The organism is Actinoplanes sp. NPDC049599 (assembly GCF_044465625.1).
Classification (GTDB): domain Bacteria; phylum Actinomycetota; class Actinomycetes; order Mycobacteriales; family Micromonosporaceae; genus Actinoplanes.
The window spans coordinates 239,992-258,552 of the sequence record NZ_JBITLX010000001.1; the positions used below are offsets into that span (position 1 = coordinate 239,992).

Annotated in this window: 18 protein-coding genes; 10 read left to right on the forward strand and 8 right to left on the reverse strand. The window is 71.2% G+C overall.

Annotation, left to right across the window (positions count from 1 at the left end; genetic code table 11):
* Positions 1 to 6: 6 nt before the first annotated feature.
* Together ACIBQZ_RS01110 and ACIBQZ_RS01115 are read left to right on the forward strand one after the other, a co-directional pair.
* On the forward strand, positions 7 to 990 hold the full coding sequence (locus ACIBQZ_RS01110) for a glycosyltransferase family 2 protein (RefSeq protein WP_396086404.1): 984 nt from the start codon (positions 7 to 9) through the stop codon (positions 988 to 990).
* Complete coding sequence (locus ACIBQZ_RS01115) at positions 987 to 3,257, forward strand: hypothetical protein (protein WP_396086405.1); 2,271 nt, start codon at positions 987 to 989, stop codon at positions 3,255 to 3,257. Before ACIBQZ_RS01110 ends, ACIBQZ_RS01115 begins: the two co-directional genes overlap by 4 nt.
* On the opposite strand, the gene ACIBQZ_RS01120 is transcribed toward ACIBQZ_RS01115, so the two are convergent.
* From ACIBQZ_RS01120 to ACIBQZ_RS01140, 5 genes are read right to left on the reverse strand one after another with little or no spacing between them, the layout of a single operon-like run.
* Complete coding sequence (locus ACIBQZ_RS01120) at positions 3,254 to 3,784, reverse strand: GNAT family N-acetyltransferase (protein ID WP_396086406.1); 531 nt, start codon at positions 3,782 to 3,784, stop codon at positions 3,254 to 3,256. The two genes, ACIBQZ_RS01115 and ACIBQZ_RS01120, sit on opposite strands and share 4 nt — an antisense overlap.
* A 32-nt stretch (positions 3,785 to 3,816) precedes the next feature.
* Positions 3,817 to 4,218: a DUF4180 domain-containing protein gene (locus ACIBQZ_RS01125; protein ID WP_396086407.1), complete on the reverse strand. Its 402-nt coding sequence runs from the start codon at positions 4,216 to 4,218 to the stop codon at positions 3,817 to 3,819.
* A complete protein-coding gene (locus tag ACIBQZ_RS01130; protein WP_396086408.1) occupies positions 4,215 to 4,658 on the reverse strand; it encodes a helix-turn-helix domain-containing protein in 444 nt (147 codons plus the stop codon). The genes ACIBQZ_RS01125 and ACIBQZ_RS01130 overlap by 4 nt, the downstream gene beginning before the upstream one ends.
* A 42-nt stretch (positions 4,659 to 4,700) precedes the next feature.
* Positions 4,701 to 5,825, reverse strand: coding sequence for a serine hydrolase domain-containing protein (locus tag ACIBQZ_RS01135; protein ID WP_396086409.1), 1,125 nt, complete (start codon positions 5,823 to 5,825; stop codon positions 4,701 to 4,703).
* Between the two features lie 4 nt (positions 5,826 to 5,829).
* Complete coding sequence (locus ACIBQZ_RS01140; RefSeq protein WP_396086410.1) at positions 5,830 to 6,138, reverse strand: hypothetical protein; 309 nt, start codon at positions 6,136 to 6,138, stop codon at positions 5,830 to 5,832.
* Positions 6,139 to 6,307: 169 nt separating this feature from the next.
* Between ACIBQZ_RS01140 and ACIBQZ_RS01145 the strand changes: the two genes are divergently transcribed.
* The 3 genes from ACIBQZ_RS01145 (at position 6,308) to ACIBQZ_RS01155 (ending at position 9,872) form a co-directional block, all read left to right on the forward strand.
* Positions 6,308 to 7,771: a plasmid pRiA4b ORF-3 family protein gene (locus ACIBQZ_RS01145; protein ID WP_396086411.1), complete on the forward strand. Its 1,464-nt coding sequence runs from the start codon at positions 6,308 to 6,310 to the stop codon at positions 7,769 to 7,771.
* Positions 7,772 to 8,112: 341 nt separating this feature from the next.
* Entirely contained in the window at positions 8,113 to 8,223 is a 111-nt protein-coding gene (locus ACIBQZ_RS01150) for a hypothetical protein (RefSeq protein ID WP_396086412.1), read from the forward strand.
* A gap of 272 nt (positions 8,224 to 8,495) precedes the next feature.
* A complete protein-coding gene (locus ACIBQZ_RS01155; RefSeq protein ID WP_396086413.1) occupies positions 8,496 to 9,872 on the forward strand; it encodes a helix-turn-helix domain-containing protein in 1,377 nt (458 codons plus the stop codon).
* Here the strand turns inward: ACIBQZ_RS01155 and ACIBQZ_RS01160 are convergent.
* Positions 9,869 to 10,435, reverse strand: a complete 567-nt coding sequence (locus ACIBQZ_RS01160; RefSeq protein WP_396086791.1) for an NUDIX hydrolase — start codon at positions 10,433 to 10,435, stop codon at positions 9,869 to 9,871. The two genes, ACIBQZ_RS01155 and ACIBQZ_RS01160, sit on opposite strands and share 4 nt — an antisense overlap.
* Positions 10,436 to 10,803: 368 nt before the next feature.
* Between ACIBQZ_RS01160 and ACIBQZ_RS01165 the strand changes: the two genes are divergently transcribed.
* The 5 genes from ACIBQZ_RS01165 (at position 10,804) to ACIBQZ_RS01185 (ending at position 15,773) form a co-directional block, all read left to right on the forward strand.
* A complete protein-coding gene (locus tag ACIBQZ_RS01165) occupies positions 10,804 to 11,025 on the forward strand; it encodes a hypothetical protein (protein ID WP_396086414.1) in 222 nt (73 codons plus the stop codon).
* A 152-nt stretch (positions 11,026 to 11,177) separates the two neighbouring features.
* Positions 11,178 to 11,321, forward strand: coding sequence for a hypothetical protein (locus ACIBQZ_RS01170; RefSeq protein WP_396086415.1), 144 nt, complete (start codon positions 11,178 to 11,180; stop codon positions 11,319 to 11,321).
* Between the two features lie 198 nt (positions 11,322 to 11,519).
* Positions 11,520 to 12,827 carry a sensor histidine kinase gene (locus ACIBQZ_RS01175; RefSeq protein WP_396086416.1) on the forward strand — a complete coding sequence of 436 codons (1,308 nt, stop codon included), beginning with the start codon at positions 11,520 to 11,522 and terminating at the stop codon, positions 12,825 to 12,827.
* Positions 12,828 to 12,855: 28 nt separating this feature from the next.
* Positions 12,856 to 13,500 (forward strand): response regulator, encoded by a 645-nt coding sequence (locus ACIBQZ_RS01180; protein ID WP_396086417.1) that lies wholly within the window; start codon positions 12,856 to 12,858, stop codon positions 13,498 to 13,500.
* A gap of 83 nt (positions 13,501 to 13,583) precedes the next feature.
* Positions 13,584 to 15,773, forward strand: a complete 2,190-nt coding sequence (locus tag ACIBQZ_RS01185; protein WP_396086418.1) for an MMPL family transporter — start codon at positions 13,584 to 13,586, stop codon at positions 15,771 to 15,773.
* Between the two features lie 140 nt (positions 15,774 to 15,913).
* Here the strand turns inward: ACIBQZ_RS01185 and ACIBQZ_RS01190 are convergent, their stop codons facing one another.
* Together ACIBQZ_RS01190 and ACIBQZ_RS01195 are read right to left on the reverse strand one after the other, a co-directional pair.
* Complete coding sequence (locus ACIBQZ_RS01190; RefSeq protein ID WP_396086419.1) at positions 15,914 to 16,087, reverse strand: CsbD family protein; 174 nt, start codon at positions 16,085 to 16,087, stop codon at positions 15,914 to 15,916.
* A gap of 65 nt (positions 16,088 to 16,152) precedes the next feature.
* A complete protein-coding gene (locus ACIBQZ_RS01195) occupies positions 16,153 to 18,462 on the reverse strand; it encodes a putative bifunctional diguanylate cyclase/phosphodiesterase (RefSeq protein ID WP_396086420.1) in 2,310 nt (769 codons plus the stop codon).
* Positions 18,463 to 18,561: the final 99 nt, after the last annotated feature.

Consider the following 18,561-nt stretch of genomic DNA (forward strand, 5'->3'; position numbering starts at 1 on the left):
GATGCCGTGGACAGCACCGTCCTGTCGGTCGTCGTGCCGATGTTCAACGAGGAGGCGGTGATCCCCGCGCTCGTGGACCGGCTCCGGCCGGCGCTCGACGGTCTCGGCGTCCCCTACGAGGTGGTCGCGGTCGACGACGGCAGCGCGGACCGGACCGCGACGCTGCTCTTCGAGCACGGCCGGACCTGGCCCGAGCTGCGCCTGGTCAAGCTGCGGCGGAACAGCGGGCACCAGGCCGCGCTGACCGCCGGGCTGCAGCGCGCCCGCGGCGACTGGGTGGTCAGCATCGACGCCGACCTGCAGGACCCGCCGGAGACCATCGCCGAGATGCTGCGGGTGGCCCGGGAAGACGGCCTCGACGTCGTGTACGGCGTCCGCGCCGACCGCAGCACCGACACCGCCTTCAAGCGGCACACCGCCGGGGCCTACTACCGGGTGATGCGCCGGCTGGTCGGTGCCGACGTGCCCGCCCAGGCCGGCGACTTCCGGCTGCTCAGCCGGGACGTGGTCGAGGTGCTCAAGCGCCTGCCCGAACGCGCGCCGGTCTACCGCCTGCTGGTGCCGTCGCTCGGCTTCGCCTCCGGCTCGGTCCGGTACGCCCGCGAGCGGCGCGCGGCCGGCGAGACCAAGTACCCGCTGCGCAAGATGGTCGGGCTGGCCTGGGACAGCGCCGCGAACTTCTCGGCGGCCCCGCTGCGCATCGCCACCTGGCTCGGCCTCGGTGCCTTCGCGGCCTGCCTGGCCCTGATGATCTTCGGCCTCGTGGTGTGGTCGAACGGCACGGTCATCCCGGGCTGGACGTCGCTCTTCCTCGCCGTGCTGATGCTCTCCGCGGTGCAGCTGATCTGCCTGGGCCTGCTCGGCGAGTACGTGGCCCGGATCTACCGCACCGTGCAGAACCGCCCCACGTTCCACATCGGATTCGACTCGGCCACCGGCGACGGGCAGCTCGACATCCCGCGGCAACGCTCCGCGGCCGGGCGCCGGTGACCGCACTGCTGTCCCGTCCCGCCGTCGTCCCGCGGGCCGCACCCTGCACCACCGCGCACCGGCTCCTGGCGGTGCTGCCGTGGCTGCTGGTCGGCGCGCTGCTGGCCGGGGCGTGGCACTGGGCGGACGTCCCGGACCGGGAGATCGTCCGCTACGGGCTCTACCTGTTCGCCGGCGTGGTGCTGCCGGGCACGCTGGTGCACCGGGCGATCCGGGGCAGCCGCGGCAACCTGCCCGAGGACCTCGGCTACGGCGCGGCCACCGGGCTGGTGCTCCAGCTCGGCGGCTGGGCGCTGGCGGCGGCGACCGGGTGGCAGGTGCTGCTGCCGTACTGGCCGGTGCTGGTGCCGGTGGTGTTCCTGGCCGTGCCCGCGTTGCGCCGGCACTGGCGGATCGCCGAGCCCCGGCCACTGCCGCCGGCCTGGTCCTGGCTGACCTGCGGGGCGCTGGTGCTGGTGATCGCGGCGGGGGCGGCGGCCTGGGCCGGCACGCCGCTGCCGCCGGCGGACACGATCTACTACCCGGACCTGATGTACCACCTCGCGCTGGTGCACGAGATGACCCGCTCGATGCCGTTCGAGGTGCCGCAGCTGGCCGGCGACCCGCTGCGATACCACTACCTCTCCGACGCCGACATGGCCGTCGCGAGCATGAGCACCGGCATCCCGGCGGCGACCGTGCTGCTGCGGCTGTGGATGGTGCCGGTCGGGGCGGTCGCGGTCGTGGTGATCGCGGCGCTGACCCGGGAACTCAGCGGGAAGTGGTGGGCCGGGCCGCTGGCCGGTGCGGTCGCCTTCGCGGGGCTGCCGCTCACGCTGGGCGCGCCGGTCGCACCGTACGGGGGTGCGTCGCTGGCGTTCGCGAGCCCGTCGCAGACGTACGCGATGCCGCTGCTGGTCCTGCTCGTCGCGATCGTGGCCGACGTGGTGCGCGGCCACCCGGCGGGCCGGGCCTGGTTCCTCGTGCCGCCGCTGGCGCTGGCGTGCGCGGGCGCCAAGTCCAGTGCACTGCCGCCGCTGGTCGCCGGGCTGGCGCTGGCGGGCCTGGTGCGCTGGCGGCAGGATCGGCGGGTGCCACGTGCGGTGGCCGGCCTGCTGGCGCTCCTGGTCGTGGTCATGCTGGCCGGCGCCCGGCTGTTCGCCGGCGGCGGCGCGGGCACGCTGGGCGTCCAGCCGCTGAGCCTGCTGCGATGGATGGAGCCGTACAACACCACCTGGGGCGTCGATGACGGGGTGACGCCCGGCGGCCTGTTCCCGCCGGGCCTGCAAGGGATCGGCCTGACCGGGGCGGCCTTCGTCGCCGGGATCGTCGTCTGGTGGCTGCTGATGCAGACGCCGCGGCTGCTCGGCCTGCTCGCGCTGCGCGGGCGCTCGGATCCGGCGGCCTGGCTGCTGGGCGGCACGGTGCTCGCGGGCTTCGGCGCCGCGCTGCTGCTCTGGCACCCCTCGGCCAGCCAGCTCTACTTCCTGCTGTGCGCGGCACCGCTCGGGGTGGTGCTGACCGGGTGGATGCTCGCCGAGCGGGTCCGCCGCTGGTGGGTGCCGGTGGCCGGGCTGGCCGCCGGCGGGCTCTGGGCGGTGCTGGCTCCCGCGGTGGCTCTGCCGGGCGAGAACACCCAGCGCGGCTGGGCCTGGGCGCTCACCCTGCCGGTGCTGCGCACGGCCGGATGCGTGCTGGTGGCGGCCGTGCTGGTGCTGGTGCTGCGGCGCAACCTGCGGGCGCTGCTGGTCGCGGTGCCGGCCGCGGTGCTCGGCGCGAGCATCGCGACGGGCACGACCGTCAGCATCACGGCGCTGACGGCGGAACCGGTCGAACCGCCGGCGCCGGCCCGGATGGTCACCCAGGAGGAGATGCGGGCCGCCCTGTGGCTGGACGGGCACGCGGCCGCGGACGACGTGGTGGCGACGAACGTGCACTGCGTGCCGATGAACCGTTACCAGCCGTGTGACGCGCGCGCCTTCTGGGTCGCGGGGCTCGGCGGGCGCCGCACGCTGGTGGAGAGCTGGGCCTACTCGGACGCGACCGTCGCGGCCAACGGCGTGGGTGGGCGCAAGTACGTGCTCCAGCCGCCGCCGGACCCGGCGAAGTACGCCCTCAACCAGCGGGCGTTCACCGGCGCGGCCCCGGCGGATCTGGCGCGGCTGCGGGCGTACGGGGTGGTCTGGCTGCTCGCCGACCGCCGGGCCGGCGCCGTCGCACCGGAGCTGGCCCGGCTGGCGCGGGTCCGCTACTCGGCCGGCCCGGTGACCGTCTACGAGCTTCGCTAGCTGGGCGGTGGGCGCAGGCCGAGCCACTGCTCGGCGTCCCAGGCCTGGAACCGCTCCACCTCGGTGAACCCCAGCTTGGCCGCGAGGCGCATCGAGCCGGCGTTGGCGCTCTGGGTGGTGAGCACCACCGGCTCGCCGGGCAGGACGCTGTCGAACCAGTCGAGGGCCGCCGCGCACGCCTCGGTGGCGTACCCAGATCCCCACGCCTGCGGCAGGAACAGATAGCCGAGATCGGCCTTACCCGTGGCGGCCGGGCGGCGGTGCCCCGTGGCCCTCCTGAGCAGGATCTGGCCGATCATCGCCCCGTCGAGGTCAACGACGAAGCTCCCGGGCCACTGCTCGGGCACCTCGGGCAGCTCACGCTCCAGCTCGGTGCGCGGCCGGGGCCCGCCCAGGTAGGCGTTCACCTGCGGCGACGCCAAGAGGTTGAGGAACGCCGGACGGTCCCGGGCCGCGGACTCGCGGAGCACGAGCCGCCCGGTCCGGATCGGGGCAGGCGGCCAGGCGACGGGTCCGAGCGCAGTCATGCCGGCCAGCCAACCAGCAGACCCGGCAGCGATCAAGACGGGCGGCCGGGCGCCCCGACCGGGCCGGACGGTCGGGAGCGGGCGTCGAGCTCGTCGAGGTCGGTGACGAACCAGATCTGACTGCCGCGGTTGGACTCGTGCACCAGGGCGCGCAGGGCCGAGCTCGCCGCCAAGTGGCCGTTGATGTCGCCGACGATCGCCAGCCTGATCCGGTAGTTGGCGAACTTCTGCATGATCTCGCCGGCCAGGCCGGTGCCGAGGGTGAAGAACCGCTCGTCCAGGCGGGTGGCGGGCAGGGCGACCAGCTCGGCCCGGCCGAAGGCCGCGCCGATCACATCGAGCGCGTCCTGCACGGTGGCCACCGGCGGCCCGTCGGCCGCACAGACCAGCACAGGTACGCCGTTGCGCTCCTCCACCCACTCGGTGCCGGTCATCGGTCGGCTGCCGGGGCGAACAGGCCGTTCTCCGGGCCGAGCAGGTCGTCGAGCAGCTGGAGGATGTCGGCGGTGGCGGCGGGGCCACCGAGGATCACGATCTTCATCCGGGACCTTCCCTCGTCGTAGATCGTCTGGAGGCGGAGCGGGTCGGCGGTGGCGCGGGGGCTCTGGGCACCGGCGGTGAGCAGGGTGCTGAGCCGGTCGGCGGCGCCGGGCGCGAGGCCGTCGATCTGCACGATGCTCGACACCTCGGCGTGCCCGGCGCCGGCCGCCGCTTGCTCGCCGGTCAGGGCCCGCAGGTCGGCGGGGGCGATCCGGTACTGCTTACCGATCTTGACCGCGCTCAGCCGGCCGTCCCGGATGTAGTTCCGGACCGTGCGGACGTGCAGCCCCAGCCGCTCGGCCACCTGCTCGACCGAGTACATATCGTTACCCATCGCACCCCATTATCCGCCGTACAGGGAAGTATAGGGTATCGGTCAGCGTGGTGCGGCGATAGGTCTGCGATCGGCGACCGCCCCGGCGATCAGCGCCGCGAGGCCCTCCATCGGGTCGTCGCCGCCGATGCCGAGGTGGTTCTTGGTGACCGCCAGCGCCAGGCCCAGCTCCGGGTAGCAGCCCGCCAGGCTGCCGCCGTTGCCGCTCCAGCCGAACCGGGTGCCGCCCACCTGGGCCGCGTACCCGAGGGTCTTCGGCAGGTCGCCGCCGAACGCCCAGTCCGGGCCGCGGGTGGCCACCGTGGTGATCTCCTTGAGCCGGTCCGGCGAGATCAGCCGGACCCCGTCGACCTCGCCCAGCAGCGCCGCGTACATCCGGGCGATGGCGCGCGCGCTCACCGTGGCCACCGCCGGGATGTCCGCTCGCAGGATGTCGCGGCGGTTCGCCAGGGTCGAGTCGGGGCGGACCCCGGGCGGGTTGATCTTGTCGAAGTTCTCCACCCGCTCGCTGAGCAGCTGCAATGCCGCGGTCCAGTTCCGGTCCTTCAGCCGGGCGACCCGGGGGAGCTGCTCCACCGGCACACCGAAGAAGAGCTCCCGCTCGGCGTGCAACGGCCGGGCGATCTCCTCGGCCAGCACCCAGGAGATCGGCCGCTGGGTGGCCCGGCGGACGATCTCGCCGACCAGCCAGCCGTAGGTCCACTCGTGGAAGCCGTGCCGGGTGCCCGGCTCCCACACCGGCGCGGTGGCCGCGATGGTGCGGCACATCCGGTCCCAGTCGAGGAAGTCCTCCGGCATGGTGTAGCCGGGCAGCACCGGCACGCCGGCGCTGTGGGTCAGCACGTGCCGCAGCGTGGTGCGGCCCTTGCCGTGCCGGCCGTACTCCGGCCAGACGTCGGCGATCCGCAGGTCGTAGTCGAGCCGGCCCTGCTCGGCCAGCACGTGCACGATCGTGCTGGTCAGCCCCTTGCCGGTGGAGAAGCTGAAGAACGGCGTGTCGGGGGTGACCGGCCGGCCGCCGGCCTCGTCGGCGAGCCCGGCCACCGCGTTGACGATCTGCCTGCCGTCCAGGTACGCGGCCACCTGCACGCCGATCTCCCGGCCGGAACCGACCAGCCCGTCGATCGTGCGCCGCACCACGAGCTGCAGCGCGCTCCAATCCCGCACGTCCTCAGGATGGCCCACCTCGGGCCGGCGGGGGGCGTGATCCGGCACGCCGTTCAACACGGCCGTCACCGCCGTCGTCCAGGCGCACCGGGATGTCAGCGTCATAGTTGATGTCGAACGGCGCTACGACACCTTCGCGCGGTTGATCGTGACCGAGGACGGCCGAACCGCAAAGTCCGGCTTCGACCGGCGCATCTTCGCCGCCGCCCTCGGACAGGCCAGCCCGCTGGACCCGGCGGATTTCGCCCAGTACGGCATCGCCGGCCAAGACCGCGGCGGGCCTGCGGGCCTTCACCCGGCGGTGGGTGGTCACCCGACGAGCACCGGCTGTTCGGCAGACTGGCGCGATGAGTTCTTCAAGCCGACGCCCCGCAAAGCGGGGAACCAGCCGGGCCCGCCGCCCAGATCTCACCATCGTGCCCGGCCCGGAGCGGGCCTGCGGCTGCCCCGACTGCGCAGAAGGTGGACCGGATCCCGAACAGATGCTGACCGACCTGGTCGATGACGCGTCCGCGTTGGCCGAGGTCGACGATCCGCTCGAAGCGGAGCTGGCCGGTGCGTTGTTCGTGGCGATGAGCCGAGCCGGCGGCGGCGAGATGATGGCGGCGTTTGCCGGTGCTTTCATCCCAGCGATCGAGGCGCGCGGCACCCGGGCCGCACTGACGCTGCTCACCGCGATCGGTGCGGTGGGCGGCGAGGCAGAGAAGCCGGTCACCGAGGCTGCCCGGGCAGCCTCGGCACGGATGCGCGCCAACAGCGTCCCGGCCCCGTCCTGGGCCGACGATCTGGCCCAGCCGCTGACGTCAGGGCCGTTCACCCGGATGCATGACGACCAGGACATCATGTCGGTGCTGATCGGCGCCTTTCAGCGGGCCGGCCGCGACCATGCACTGATGATCACGGTGGATCACCAGCACTGTGGCGCTGCGGAACAGATCTATCTGCTCGATGCCGAGGAGTTGCCGACCGCGGTCGCCGCGATCCATCAGGGCGCCCGGCAGGACGGGGTGAGCATCAGTACGAAGAAGCTGGGCGCGCCGGAGTTCCGCTGGCATGTCGAGCAAGCCTTGGAGGCGCGTGCCGTCCACGACGAGGAGGACGGACCGAACGACGATGCCCCGGTCGATGCGAAGCTGATCGACGAGGAGGACGGCCCGGGATACGCCCCACTCGCCGTACTCACCCGCAGCCGCCTGGAGGCCCTGCCTCCCGCTCGCCGGCCGCGCGACGCGACCGCGTCCGGCCACACCGCCGACCGGACCGCGATGGACGTGCTCCAACAGTTCGCCGCCCTGATCGGCAACTCCGGCGGCCCGGCCGCGTTCGGCCTCGACCTGCCCGCAGCCCGCCGGCCAACACCGGCGAAACTCCCGGCCAAACGCAAGAAGTCCAGCGGGCCGTCACCGATTTACCAGGTCAAAGTCAGTCTGCGCGGTGCCAAACCGCCGATCTGGCGGCGGCTGCTGGTACCCGGCGACATTACCCTCAACCGGCTCCACCAGACGATCCTCGCCGCGTTCGGCTGGCACGGCGGACACCTGCACGTCTTCGACACCGCATACGGCCAGTTCGGACGTGCCGACCGCGACCTCGGGCACCGCTCGGACGGCCCGGTCACCCTCGAACAGGTCGCACCCGCGGTCAAAGACAAAATCCGCTACACCTACGACTTCGGCGACGACTGGGAGCACGACATCCTGGTCGAGAAGACGACACCCGCCGACCCGGCCACCACCTACCCGGTCTGTGTCGGCGGACGGCGCGCGGCCCCACCCGACGACTGCGGCGGCATCTGGGGATACCAGGACCTGATCGAGGTACTCACCGACCCGAACCACCCGGAACACCAGGAACGGCTGGAATGGCTCGGCCTGGACCACCCCGACCAGTTCACCCCGGACAAATTCGACCTGGATCAGGTCAACCAGCGACTTCGAACCCGCTGACCAACAGGCCACGAACAGATCGCCGCTCGTTGACGCGCCTGCCACACCGGGCCGACCCATCAACGAGCGGCGTGGCCGCATCTCGGCCTCGAATGCCTCTTCGAGGTAGTCAATGAGCGAGAAAAACCGAGAATTATTCGGTACGACCGAAACCGCCTCTGACCAGCAACATCCCGCCTGGTGCGACCCGTCCCGATGCACCGCCGACCCGTCAAACACAGGCCGACGGCTACCGATCCGGCGTCAGTGGCGAACGCCGGTCAGCCGACGTGCCGCTGACGTAAACTGCTCGATCGCTGGTATCGAGAGCAGTTGCGGCGGATCCGACTGTCAAAGTGTCCGTGTCTCGATGGACGATCAGGCGAATGAAGACTAAGTGGGGGTCATGCAACCGAGAATCCCGGCACATTTGGTTAACATCGAGCTCGCGAAGAAGCATCCAGACTGCCTAAAATACATTGTCGTCCATGACATGACTCATCTCCTTGAGTGAAATCACGGCCCGCGCTTTACCAAGCTAATGGACAAGTTCTTGCCGAACTGGCGAAGTCTTCGTGATCAACCAAACACTGCCCCGCTCGTCGAGGAGCAGTGGGCCTGAGTCCCATCAATTGGTCATCCGGTGAGGGCTCCGGAGCGTACTGCTGAGAGCTATGGTGTCCGGTGATGCCCGGTCCCGATAGGGAACGGGGGTCGCTGTTCATTGAATCGTTGGGGGTGGCTGATGCCGCGGCGGACTGTTGTTGCCCATCCCGACTTCGGCCGCAAGCTCAGAGAGCTGCGTGAGCGGCATGGATTGTCGCTGCGCCGGCTCGGCGGGATGATCCATTGTTCGCACGGCCATCTGTGGGATCTCGAATCGGGGACCAAACGACCGAGCCTCTCCGTCGCGGTTTTGCTTGATCAGGCTCTCGAAGCGGGCGGCCAGTTGTCCGCCATGGTGTCCGAGGTGTCAGCCGACACCGATACCCGGACAGTCGCGCCCGAACAAGCGGTTATGTCCATGCCGCCCGGGCTAGAGTTCGCGCCGGACTGGCGGCACGGCATAGATGTCGCTGTTGATCTTTGGCGAGGCGATATGCAGCGGCGGAACCTTCTTCGGCAGGTGGGCTTCAGTGCGACGGCCTTCCTGCCAGCGGCGATGCGTTGGCTGATGTCGTCGCTCGACGAGCGCCCGGCCGGCAATGGTGAGCGGCTGATCGGTACGGCCGACGTCGAGACCGTGCGCCGGATGACCTCGACTTACCGGACGTTGGACAACCAGTTCGGCGGCGGCCATATCCGTGACAGCCTGGTGCGCTTCCTCAACGCCGACGTCACCGAGCTGGTCAACGGTCGGTACGACGCGGCGACCGGGCGCCAGTTATTGTCCGCGGTCGCGGAGACGACCCAGTTGGCGGGTTGGGCTTCGTACGACGCCGGAATGCACGGGCTGGCCCAGCGATACCTGATCCAGGCCCTGCGCCTCGCGGCCGGCGCCGGTGACCGGGCCCTGGGAGCTGAGATCTTGGCGGCGATGAGCCATCAGGCCGCGTTCCTGCGGACCTCCGGCGAGGCGGTCGACCTGGCCAAGGCCGCCAGCCGCGCAGCAGCCGAGGCAGGTATCGCCGCAATCGAGGCGGAATCGGCGGTCCTCGAAGCCCAAGGCCATGCCGTCGGCGGCAACGAGAAAGCCTGCGCAGCAGCGCTGAGCAGGGCCGAAGCGCTTTTCGACAAGGCTGACCGGACCAGCGAACCGCAGTGGATCGGCTACTTCGACGAGTCATACCTGGCGGCCAAGTTCGGCCACTGCTTCACCGCCCTGGGCAGAGGTGACATCGCTACCCGGTTCGCCACCCGGTCGCTCGACATGGACGGCCGGCAGTACGCGCGGGGACGGCAGTTCAACCTCGTCCTGCTCGCCGTGGCGCACACGCAGAACGGCGAGCCGGAGGAAGCCGCGCGGGTCGGTGTCGACGCGGTCGAAGCCACGGAGGGGCTGTACTCGTCACGCGCCCGCGACTACCTGACCGACCTCGCCGATCGTCTCTCCAAGCATGTCGGCCTGCCTGCAGTGCAGGACTTCGCCGAGCGGGCCCGGCCGGTCCTGGCGAGCGCCTAAATTTTGCCGGTCGCCTTGCGCAGCAGCAGGGCGAGCAGCCCGGAGACGGAGCCGGCGCCGACGATGGTGCCGTTGTCGATGTGCTGCTGGATCTCGTCGAGCGGGATCCAGCCCAGGCGTTCGGCTTCGTTGATGTCCGGGGCCGCGCCGGTGAAGTCGGCGCCGCGGGCAAGGTAGACGATGTTCTCCTGGTCGATCGTGCCGACCATCGGCTGGAAGCTGATCAGCTGCTCGATGCTGCGTGGCCGCCAGCCGGTCTCTTCCTCGACCTCGCGAGCGGCGCAGGTCATGGAGTCCTCGGCCGGATCGAGGTAGCCGCCCGGCAATTCCCAGACCCAGCGGTCCACGATGAACCGGTGCCGCCACATCATCAGCACGCGTTCGTCGTCGTCGAGCACGATGATCATCGCTGCGGCCGGGATACGCAGAACGTACTGCTCGAAGCGGACGCCGTCGGGTAGCTCCACGTCCGCGATGCTCAGCACCGCCCGGCGGGTGTCGTCGACGACGCGTTCGCCGTGGATGGTCCATTCACTGGCCCTTTTCGGCTCAACGCTCATCAGCGCAGAGTAGCTGTACGCCTGCCGGGTTGTACTCCGACACCTGCCGCGTCGGCTGACAGCGGCTGACGCCTGTCGCCTTCATTTCCGGGTCACCGGACCGCCACGCTGTGACCGAAACACCTGGTGAACAGCAACGAAGCCCACGGCGACCACCGCACCACGCCGGCCGCCACCCGCGGAATCGAGACCGGGCACGCGGTCCCCGCCGCACCCCAACGAACCTGCGGACCGGCGGGACCACCGTGACAGTACGTCGCAGGTCGGCGTGCTCTCGCCCATCACGGAAGGCAGGACATGGCGACGACCACGAACCACCTCGTCTGCGGAGGTGAATCCCAGTGGTGGCGATAGCGGCGACGAGCGCGCTCATGGCGGGGTTTCTCGCGGGCCTGATCAGCTTCAAGGTCAAGAGCCGGTGGTGCCCGCACTTCGGCGCTATGAACACCGCCGACCTGCCCGCAGTGACCACCCCGCCGCCCACGCCGAGCGCACCGAGTTGGGCGGCGCTGCCGACGCAGTCCTACAACCAGGTCGGGCGAGCCGGAGCACTCACCCCGGCCCAACGGCGCCGCGCGAACGGCGGCCATTGATGCTGGTCCCGAGGACGCCACACCAGCCCGACCGGCCGACGTGGGACTGCCTGGCCTGCGGTGAGCCGTGGCCGTGCGCGCCCGGCAAGGTCGAGCTGGCCGAACAGGGCGCGGTACATCGCCGATCACTGCGGCTCTACCTGGAGTCCTGCGTGATCGACATGATCGACGACCGCGCTGACGGGCATCGCGCCAGCGGTCGCGACGACGCGATCTACGACCGCATCCTCGGTTGGTTCGACGCGTACCAGCCTGCGCCGGCCGACCGCGGGACGGGACGGGCGGCCCGACGATGATCATGAGGCACTACCCGCCCGCCGTGCTCGTCCACGTGCCCGAGTGCATGGAAGGGTCCGCGCTTCCGACGGTGTGCTGGTGGTACATGGCCCGCCGGACACCCGCAAAATGGTTGAGGGAGGGTCGGGTTAACCCTACTGTCGACTGGGCGGTCAGCGGGATCGGTCGGGAGGCATCGGGTGCCTAGCGTGGACGACATGACCACCACTCCCGCCACCGCCGAGTTCGACCACGGTCTGGCGCAGCGTCTGCTGCGCCGCCTGGGGCAGGACACCCTCTACATCCTTGTCGGCTTCCCGCTGGGCCTGATCACGTTGGTCCTGTGCCTGGTCGGCTTCTTTCTCGGCCTGGGCACCAGCGTCATCTGGATCGGCCTGCCGATCCTGGCCGGCGCGATCATGCTGGCCCGCGGCTTCGCCACCGTGGAGCGGGCCCGCCTGGCGCCGGTGCTCGGCCGCCGGCTGCCGCACCCGGCCTACAAGCGCGTGGCGGCGGATGCCGGTGTGGTCCGCCGCACCCTGAAGCCGCTCAGCGACGGGCAGTCGTGGCTTGATCTGCTGCACGGGGTGTTCCGGTTCATTCCCAGCACGATCGCCTTCGCCGTCGCGGTCACCTGGTGGGCGGGTGCGCTCGGCGGGCTGACCTTCCCGCTGTGGGACTGGAGCATCCCGCGCGGCCCGGACAACCAGGACCTGCCGGAGCTGCTCGGCCTCGGCAGTGACTACTCCACCCGGATCGTCTTCCACATGGCGATCGGCTTCTTCTTCGCCGGCACTCTGCTCCCGGTGATCCGCGGCGTGGCTCTGCTGGAGGCGGGTTTCGCCCGCGGGCTGCTCAGCGGGGTGAACGAGCTGCGCGAGCAGGTGGCCTCGGCCGAGGCGGCCCGGGACACCGCGCAGGCGCAGAAGGCGGCGGCCGTGTCCGCCGAGGCGACCGCGCTGCGCCGGCTCGAACGCGACATCCACGACGGCCCGCAGCAGCGGCTGGTCCGGCTGGCGATGGACCTGGGCCGGGCCCAGCAGCAGTTCAGCACCGACCCGGAGGCGGCCCGGGCGACGGTCGACGAGGCCCTGGCCCAGACCCGGGAAACCCTGGACGAACTGCGTGCGCTGTCCCGCGGCATCGCCCCGCCGATCCTGGTCGACCGCGGGCTGCAGGCGGCGCTGACCGCGCTGGCCGGCCGCAGCACCATCCCGGTCGACCTGGACGCGCCGCCGATCGACCGGCTGGACCCGGCGGTGGAGACCACCGCGTACTTCGTGGTGGCCGAGGCGCTCACCAACATCGCCAAGCACAGCCACGCCGGTGAGGTGCAGGTCAGCGTCCGGCGGGCGGCGACCGGCCTGCTGATCACCGTCGCGGACGACGGGGTGGGCGGCGCGAGCCTGGCCAAGGGCCACGGCCTGGCCGGGCTGTCGGACCGGGTCGAGGCGGCCGGCGGGGTGATGAGCCTGACCAGCCCGGCCGGCGGCGGCACCACCCTGACCGTGGCCCTCCCCCTGTAACAGGAGGGCAGCGCATAGGCTCGTCGGCATGCGGGTGGTGATTGCCGACGACGCCGTGCTGTTGCGCGAGGGTCTGCGCCGGCTGGTCGAGGAGAACGGACACGCCGTCGTCGCGGCCGTCGGCGACGGCCCGTCGCTGGTCGAGGCGATCGTCGAGCACCGCCCGGACGTGTCCATCGTGGACGTCCGGATGCCGCCGACACACACCGACGAGGGCCTGCGCGCGGCGGTCGAGGCCCGCCGGAAGGTGCCGGGCAGCCCGGTGCTGGTGCTCTCCCAGTACGTCGAGGTCGAATACGCCGACGACCTGCTGGCCGACCGGGTGGGCGCGATGGGCTACCTGCTCAAGGACCGGGTCTCCGAGGTCGCCGAGTTCCTGGACGCGCTGGCCCGGGTGGCGGCCGGCGGCACGGTCCTGGACCCGGAGGTGGTGGGCCAGCTGCTGGTCCGCCGGCGCCGCGACGACCCGCTGCGTAACCTCACCCCGCGCGAACGCGAGGTGCTGGGGCTGATGGCGGAGGGCCGTTCGAACACGGCGATCGCGCGCAAGATGGTGGTCACCGAGGGCGCGGTGGAGAAGCACGTCCGCAACATCTTCACGAAGCTGGACCTGCCCCCGGACGAGGAACAACACCGCCGCGTCCTGGCCGTGCTGACCTATCTCCAGTCATGACCCCGGCGTAGGGCTAGCACTACCCCGGACCGGCCTGCTCGCCGGATCGATTCGGGGTAGCGGGCTGCCTAGCGTCAATCCTCATGAAGCACAGGGAGAATGTCACCGGATTCGCGGCTCGGGCCGCGTTGTGGAGTGCCCGGCATCGCACTCTCGCGATCGTCGGCTGGTTGGTCTTTGTCGTCGGCGTCACCGTCCTCAGTGGGCAGATCGGGACGCTCGAGGCCAGCGGGTCCGATCAGGGGCACGGCGAGTCGAAGCGGGCCGAGGTGCTCGTCGAGCAGGCCGGGTTCCCGGTTCGGCCGGCCGGGGAGATGGTCATCGTCAAGGGCGCCGGCCGGGACGCCGCGGTCGCTGATGTCGTCCGGTCGCTCGGCGGCCGGGCCGAGGTCGACACCGTCGCCGAGCCGATCACCTCGCCGGACAAGCAGGCCACGCTGATCAGCTTCACCATGACGGGTGACCCGGAGACCGCCGAGGACCGGGTGCAGCCGTTGCAGGACGCCGTTGCCGGGGTGCAGGGGCGGCATCCTGATCTCTTCATCGCCGAGGCCGGCGACGCCAGCGGGGACAAGATGTTCTCGGACACCCTCGACGAGGGGCTGTCCCGCCTCTCCATGCTCTCCATCCCGGTCACCTTGGGCATTCTGCTGGTGGCCTTCGGCGCGGTGGTCGCCGCGCTGATCCCGGTGGGCCTGGCCCTGACCGCCATCGTCGCCGCGATCGGCTTGCTCGCGGGGGCGAGCCGGCTCGCCCCGACGGTCGACACCACCCAGCACGTGCTGCTGCTCGTCGGGCTCGCCGTCGGCGTCGACTACTGCCTGTTCTACATCCGCCGGGAACGCGACGAGCGCCGCAACGGCGCCGACCCGCACCGCGCCCTGGTGATCGCGGCGCAGACCTCCGGGCGGTCGGTCTGGATCTCCGGTCTCACCGTCATCGTCGCCATGGGCGGCATGTTCTTCACCCAGGACGCCACGTTCGTCAGCTTCGGGATGGCCACCATCCTGGTCGTCGCCACGGCGGTGCTGGGGTCGCTGACCGTGCTCCCCGCGCTGCTCTCGGCGCTGGGCGACCGGGTCGACGCGATCAAGATCCCGGGCCTGTACCGGCGTACCAGCGAGGGCCGGGTCTGGCGGCTGGTGCTGCGGGTGGTGTTGGCCAAGCCGCTGATCTCGGCGATCGTCGCGGTCGGTGCGCTCGCTGCGATCGCCTCGCCGGCGCTGGACCTGCGGACCAAGGGCGGCAGCATCGAGGACATGTCGCCGAAGCAGCCCGTCGTGCAGACGTTCGTGGCGATCGCCGAGGCGTTCCCGACCGAGGTGGTGCCGGCCGAGGTGGTCGTCAAGGCGCCGACGGTGCGCGGGCCTGAGTTCAAGGCCGCATTGGCCGACTTCCGCCGGGCCGCGGTGGCCGGCGGCCAGCTGCGGGAACCGATCGAGGTGCGGGTCAATCCCGCCGGGACGGTCGCGGTCGTCTCGGTCGGCCTGGCCGGCAACGGCAGCGACCGTACGTCGGAGAGCGCCGTCAACACCCTCCGGGCGACCGTGGCGCCGGACACCTTCGGCCGGCTCGCAGGTTCCACGGTGGCCGTCGGTGGCGACACCGCGGAGAACATGGACTTCACCCAGCGGCTCTCGGACTCGGTGCCGTGGGTGTTCGGTTTTGTGCTCGGCCTGGCGTTCGTGCTGTTGCTGGTGTCGTTCCGGTCCGTGGTCGTCGCGGTGACCGGCGTGCTGCTCAACCTGCTGTCGGTGGCCGCCGCCTACGGCATGCTGGTGTTCATCTTCCAGGACGGGCACTTCGAGTCGGCGCTGGACTTCAAGTCCGGCGGCGGGATCACCAACTGGATGCCGCTGTTCCTGTTCATCATCCTGTTCGGCCTGTCGATGGACTACCACGTGTTCGTACTGAGCCGGATCCGCGAGGGCCACGACCGTGGCCTGGCGACCAAGCAGGCGGTGGCCGAGGGCATCGGCCGGACGGCGGGTGTGATCACGAGCGCGGCGCTGGTGATGGTGGCGGTCTTCGCCCTGTTCGCCACCCTGCCGCTGATCTCCACCAAGGAACTGGGTATCGGCCTGGCGGCGGCGGTCCTGCTGGACGCGACCATCATCCGCGCAGTCCTGCTGCCGGCCGTGATGGCGCTGCTGGGCGAGAAGAACTGGTGGCTGCCCCGCTGGCTGAACTGGCTCCCCGAGGTGGCCCACGACCTGCCCCCGGCCGCCACCCCGCAACCGCGGGAGGACCGCGAACTGACCCCGGCGATCTGACCCGCGGACAGACAGGAATGGCCGCCGGTAACGGCGGCCATTCCCTGTTTGTGCGATCTCTTCAGACCGGCGCACCCGCAACGGCCCGGACCGGCACCCCGATCGGGTGGTGCGTCACGGGACCTGGGGGTACGCGTACCTCAGGATTTGAAGGCGTCCTTGATGTTCTCGCCGGCCTGCTTGAGCTTGGAGCTGGACTGGTCGGCCTTGCCCTCGGCCTCGAGGGACTCGTTGTCGGTCGCCTTGCCGACGCCCTCCTTGACCTTGCCGGTCAGCTCTTCGGACTTGTTTTCGATCTTGTCGTCGGTAGCCATGGTGACCTCCAGGTGTGTGGCCTACGCAGAGGGGGTTACCCGGCCGCCGGGGCCGCAATCCTCGATCAGCCCGTCATCTGCCATTCCGGGACCGGCATCAGTGACGTCGGGCCGCTCAGCAACTCGCTGAACTTGGCCGGCGGCATCGGCCGGGCGAAGTGGTAGCCCTGCGCCGCGGTGTAGCCCAGCGCCAGCAGTTGTTCCGCCTGCTCGGCCGTCTCGACGCCCTCGGCGACCGCGTGCAGCCCGAGCGCCTGGGCCAGGTGGATCACCGCGGCCGCCACCGGCGGGCGGCCGTCGATCCGTGCCTGGGTGAAGGACCGGTCCAGCTTGATCTCGTCGATCGGGCAGTCGTGCAGCAGCGTCAGGGTCGAGTGGCCGGTGCCGAAGTCGTCCAGCGACACCCGGACGCCGAGCGAGCGCAGCCGGTGCAGGTTGGTGATCGACTGGCCCGGTTCCAGGGCCATGGTCTCGGTGATCTCCAGGACGATCCGGTCGGCGGCCAGCCGGTGCTGGGCCAGCAGCGCCGCCACCCCGTCGGCGAAGCCGGGCTCGCGCAGGTCGCGGGCCGACACGTTGACGTTCAGCACCCCCGGCGTGTCCTCGCCGTGCTCCGCGATCCACTCCGCGAGCTGGGCGAACGCCGTGCGCATCACCCACCGGCCGAGCGGCACGATCAGGCCGGTGCGTTCGGCGAGCGGGATGAAGGTGTCCGGGGCCAGCGTGCCGCGGGTCGGGTGGGCCCAGCGGACCAGCGCCTCGGAGCCCAGGATCCGGCCGTCGTCGAGCGAGACGATCGGCTGGTAGAGCAGGAACAGCTGGTCGCCGGCGATGGCCTCGCGCAGGTCGGCGCCGAGGTGGGCGTGCTCGGAGCCGTGCGCGGCCATGCTCGGCTCGTAGTGCAGGTATGCCGTGCCGGCCAGTTTCTTCGCCGCGTACATCGCGATGTCCGCGTGCCGCAGCAGCACCGAGGGCTCGTCGCCGGTCCGGCCGTCGGCGATCCCGATGCTGGCCCGGATCGGCAGTTCGTGGCCGTCGGCGTAGACCGGCTGGCTCAGCGCGTTCATCATCCGTTCGGCGGCCAGGTCGGCGGCGGCCGGGTCGGCGTCGTCCAGCACCACCACGAACTCGTCGCCGCCGAGCCGGGCCACCGTGTCGCCGGCCCGGACGCAGCCGGCCAGCCGCCTCGCCACCCCGACCAGCAGCAGGTCGCCCACCTCGTGGCCGAGGGTGTCGTTGACCTCCTTGAAGTCGTCCAGGTCGATCAGCGCCACCGCGACCGGGCGGTCGGTGACGCAGCCCAGGGCCGCCTGCAACCGGGTGTGGAACAGCACCCGGTTCGGCAGCTGGGTGAGCGCGTCGTGGGTGGCGCCGTGGTCCAGCCGGCGCAGCAGCCGGTTGTTGTCGCGGAACGCGTTCAGCTGGCGCAGCACGACCAGCGCCGTGGTCAGCACCGCCGCGGCCACCACCGCCGGCTGGTCCACGTCGTCGCTCATGGTGACGGCGATGAGCAGGCCGTCAACCGCCGCGACGGCCACGTACGGCACCACGCTGAAGGAGCGCCGCGGCCGGGCGACCAGCCCGCGACGGGAGCCGAGCCCGGCCTGCCGCTGGCGGCCGGCGGCGAGGGTGGCCAGGAAGAAGACGATCGGCGTGCTGGCCATGTCCGGCATCAGCTGCGGGTCGACCGCCTGGAACGGCTGCCGGAACATCGGGCCCAGGGCGCCGAGGAGCATCGCGACGGCGATGGCCTGGAGCGCGCCGTTGTGCACGTAGAGGTGGCTGGAGAGCACGAACTTGGTCACCGCGAAGACCGCCAGCAGGGCGATCACGGTGACGAAGAGCGAGGTGTAGACGGCGGTGTGGTCGGCGTTGTTCAGCGCGTCGCGGGTGGCGTAGTGCCAGACGAAGACGGCCGCCGCGATCATGACCGTGCCCGCGTCCAGGAACACCCGCAGCAGCTCACCGGGCGTCTGGTCGCCCAGCGGGAGGCGGAACAGCGCGTACATGATGGTGGCGACACCGGCGGTGCAGAAGGCCAGCATGACCGGCCCGGTCGAGCCACCGGCCGGGTCGACCGCGGACAGCACCTCGAAGGCCTGGGCGACGACGCCGATGCCGACGAAGCCGAGCGCGATGGTCAGATGCCGCCAGAACCGCCGGGTCGCGTCCGGCAGCGTCGGGGTGCCGGCGGTGCGCAGGAAGGCCAGAAAAGGGACGATCGGCCCGATCATGGACGGCAGCCAGAGCAGCAGCTTGGGCTCGAACGGGTGCACGTAGTCGGCGAGCACTCCGAGCACGGCCAGGGCGGCGATGACGCCCGAGGCCGGCAGGAGCCGGTCCCGGTACCCGGCCGGCACCGTGGAAGTGCCCATCCATCAGCCCCCTCGTTCAACCTTCACTCGTCTGATCGGTCGGACGGCCGGAATCGTGAGCGATAACGCCCCGCCGCGCCCCCGACGGGTGCCGGCCAA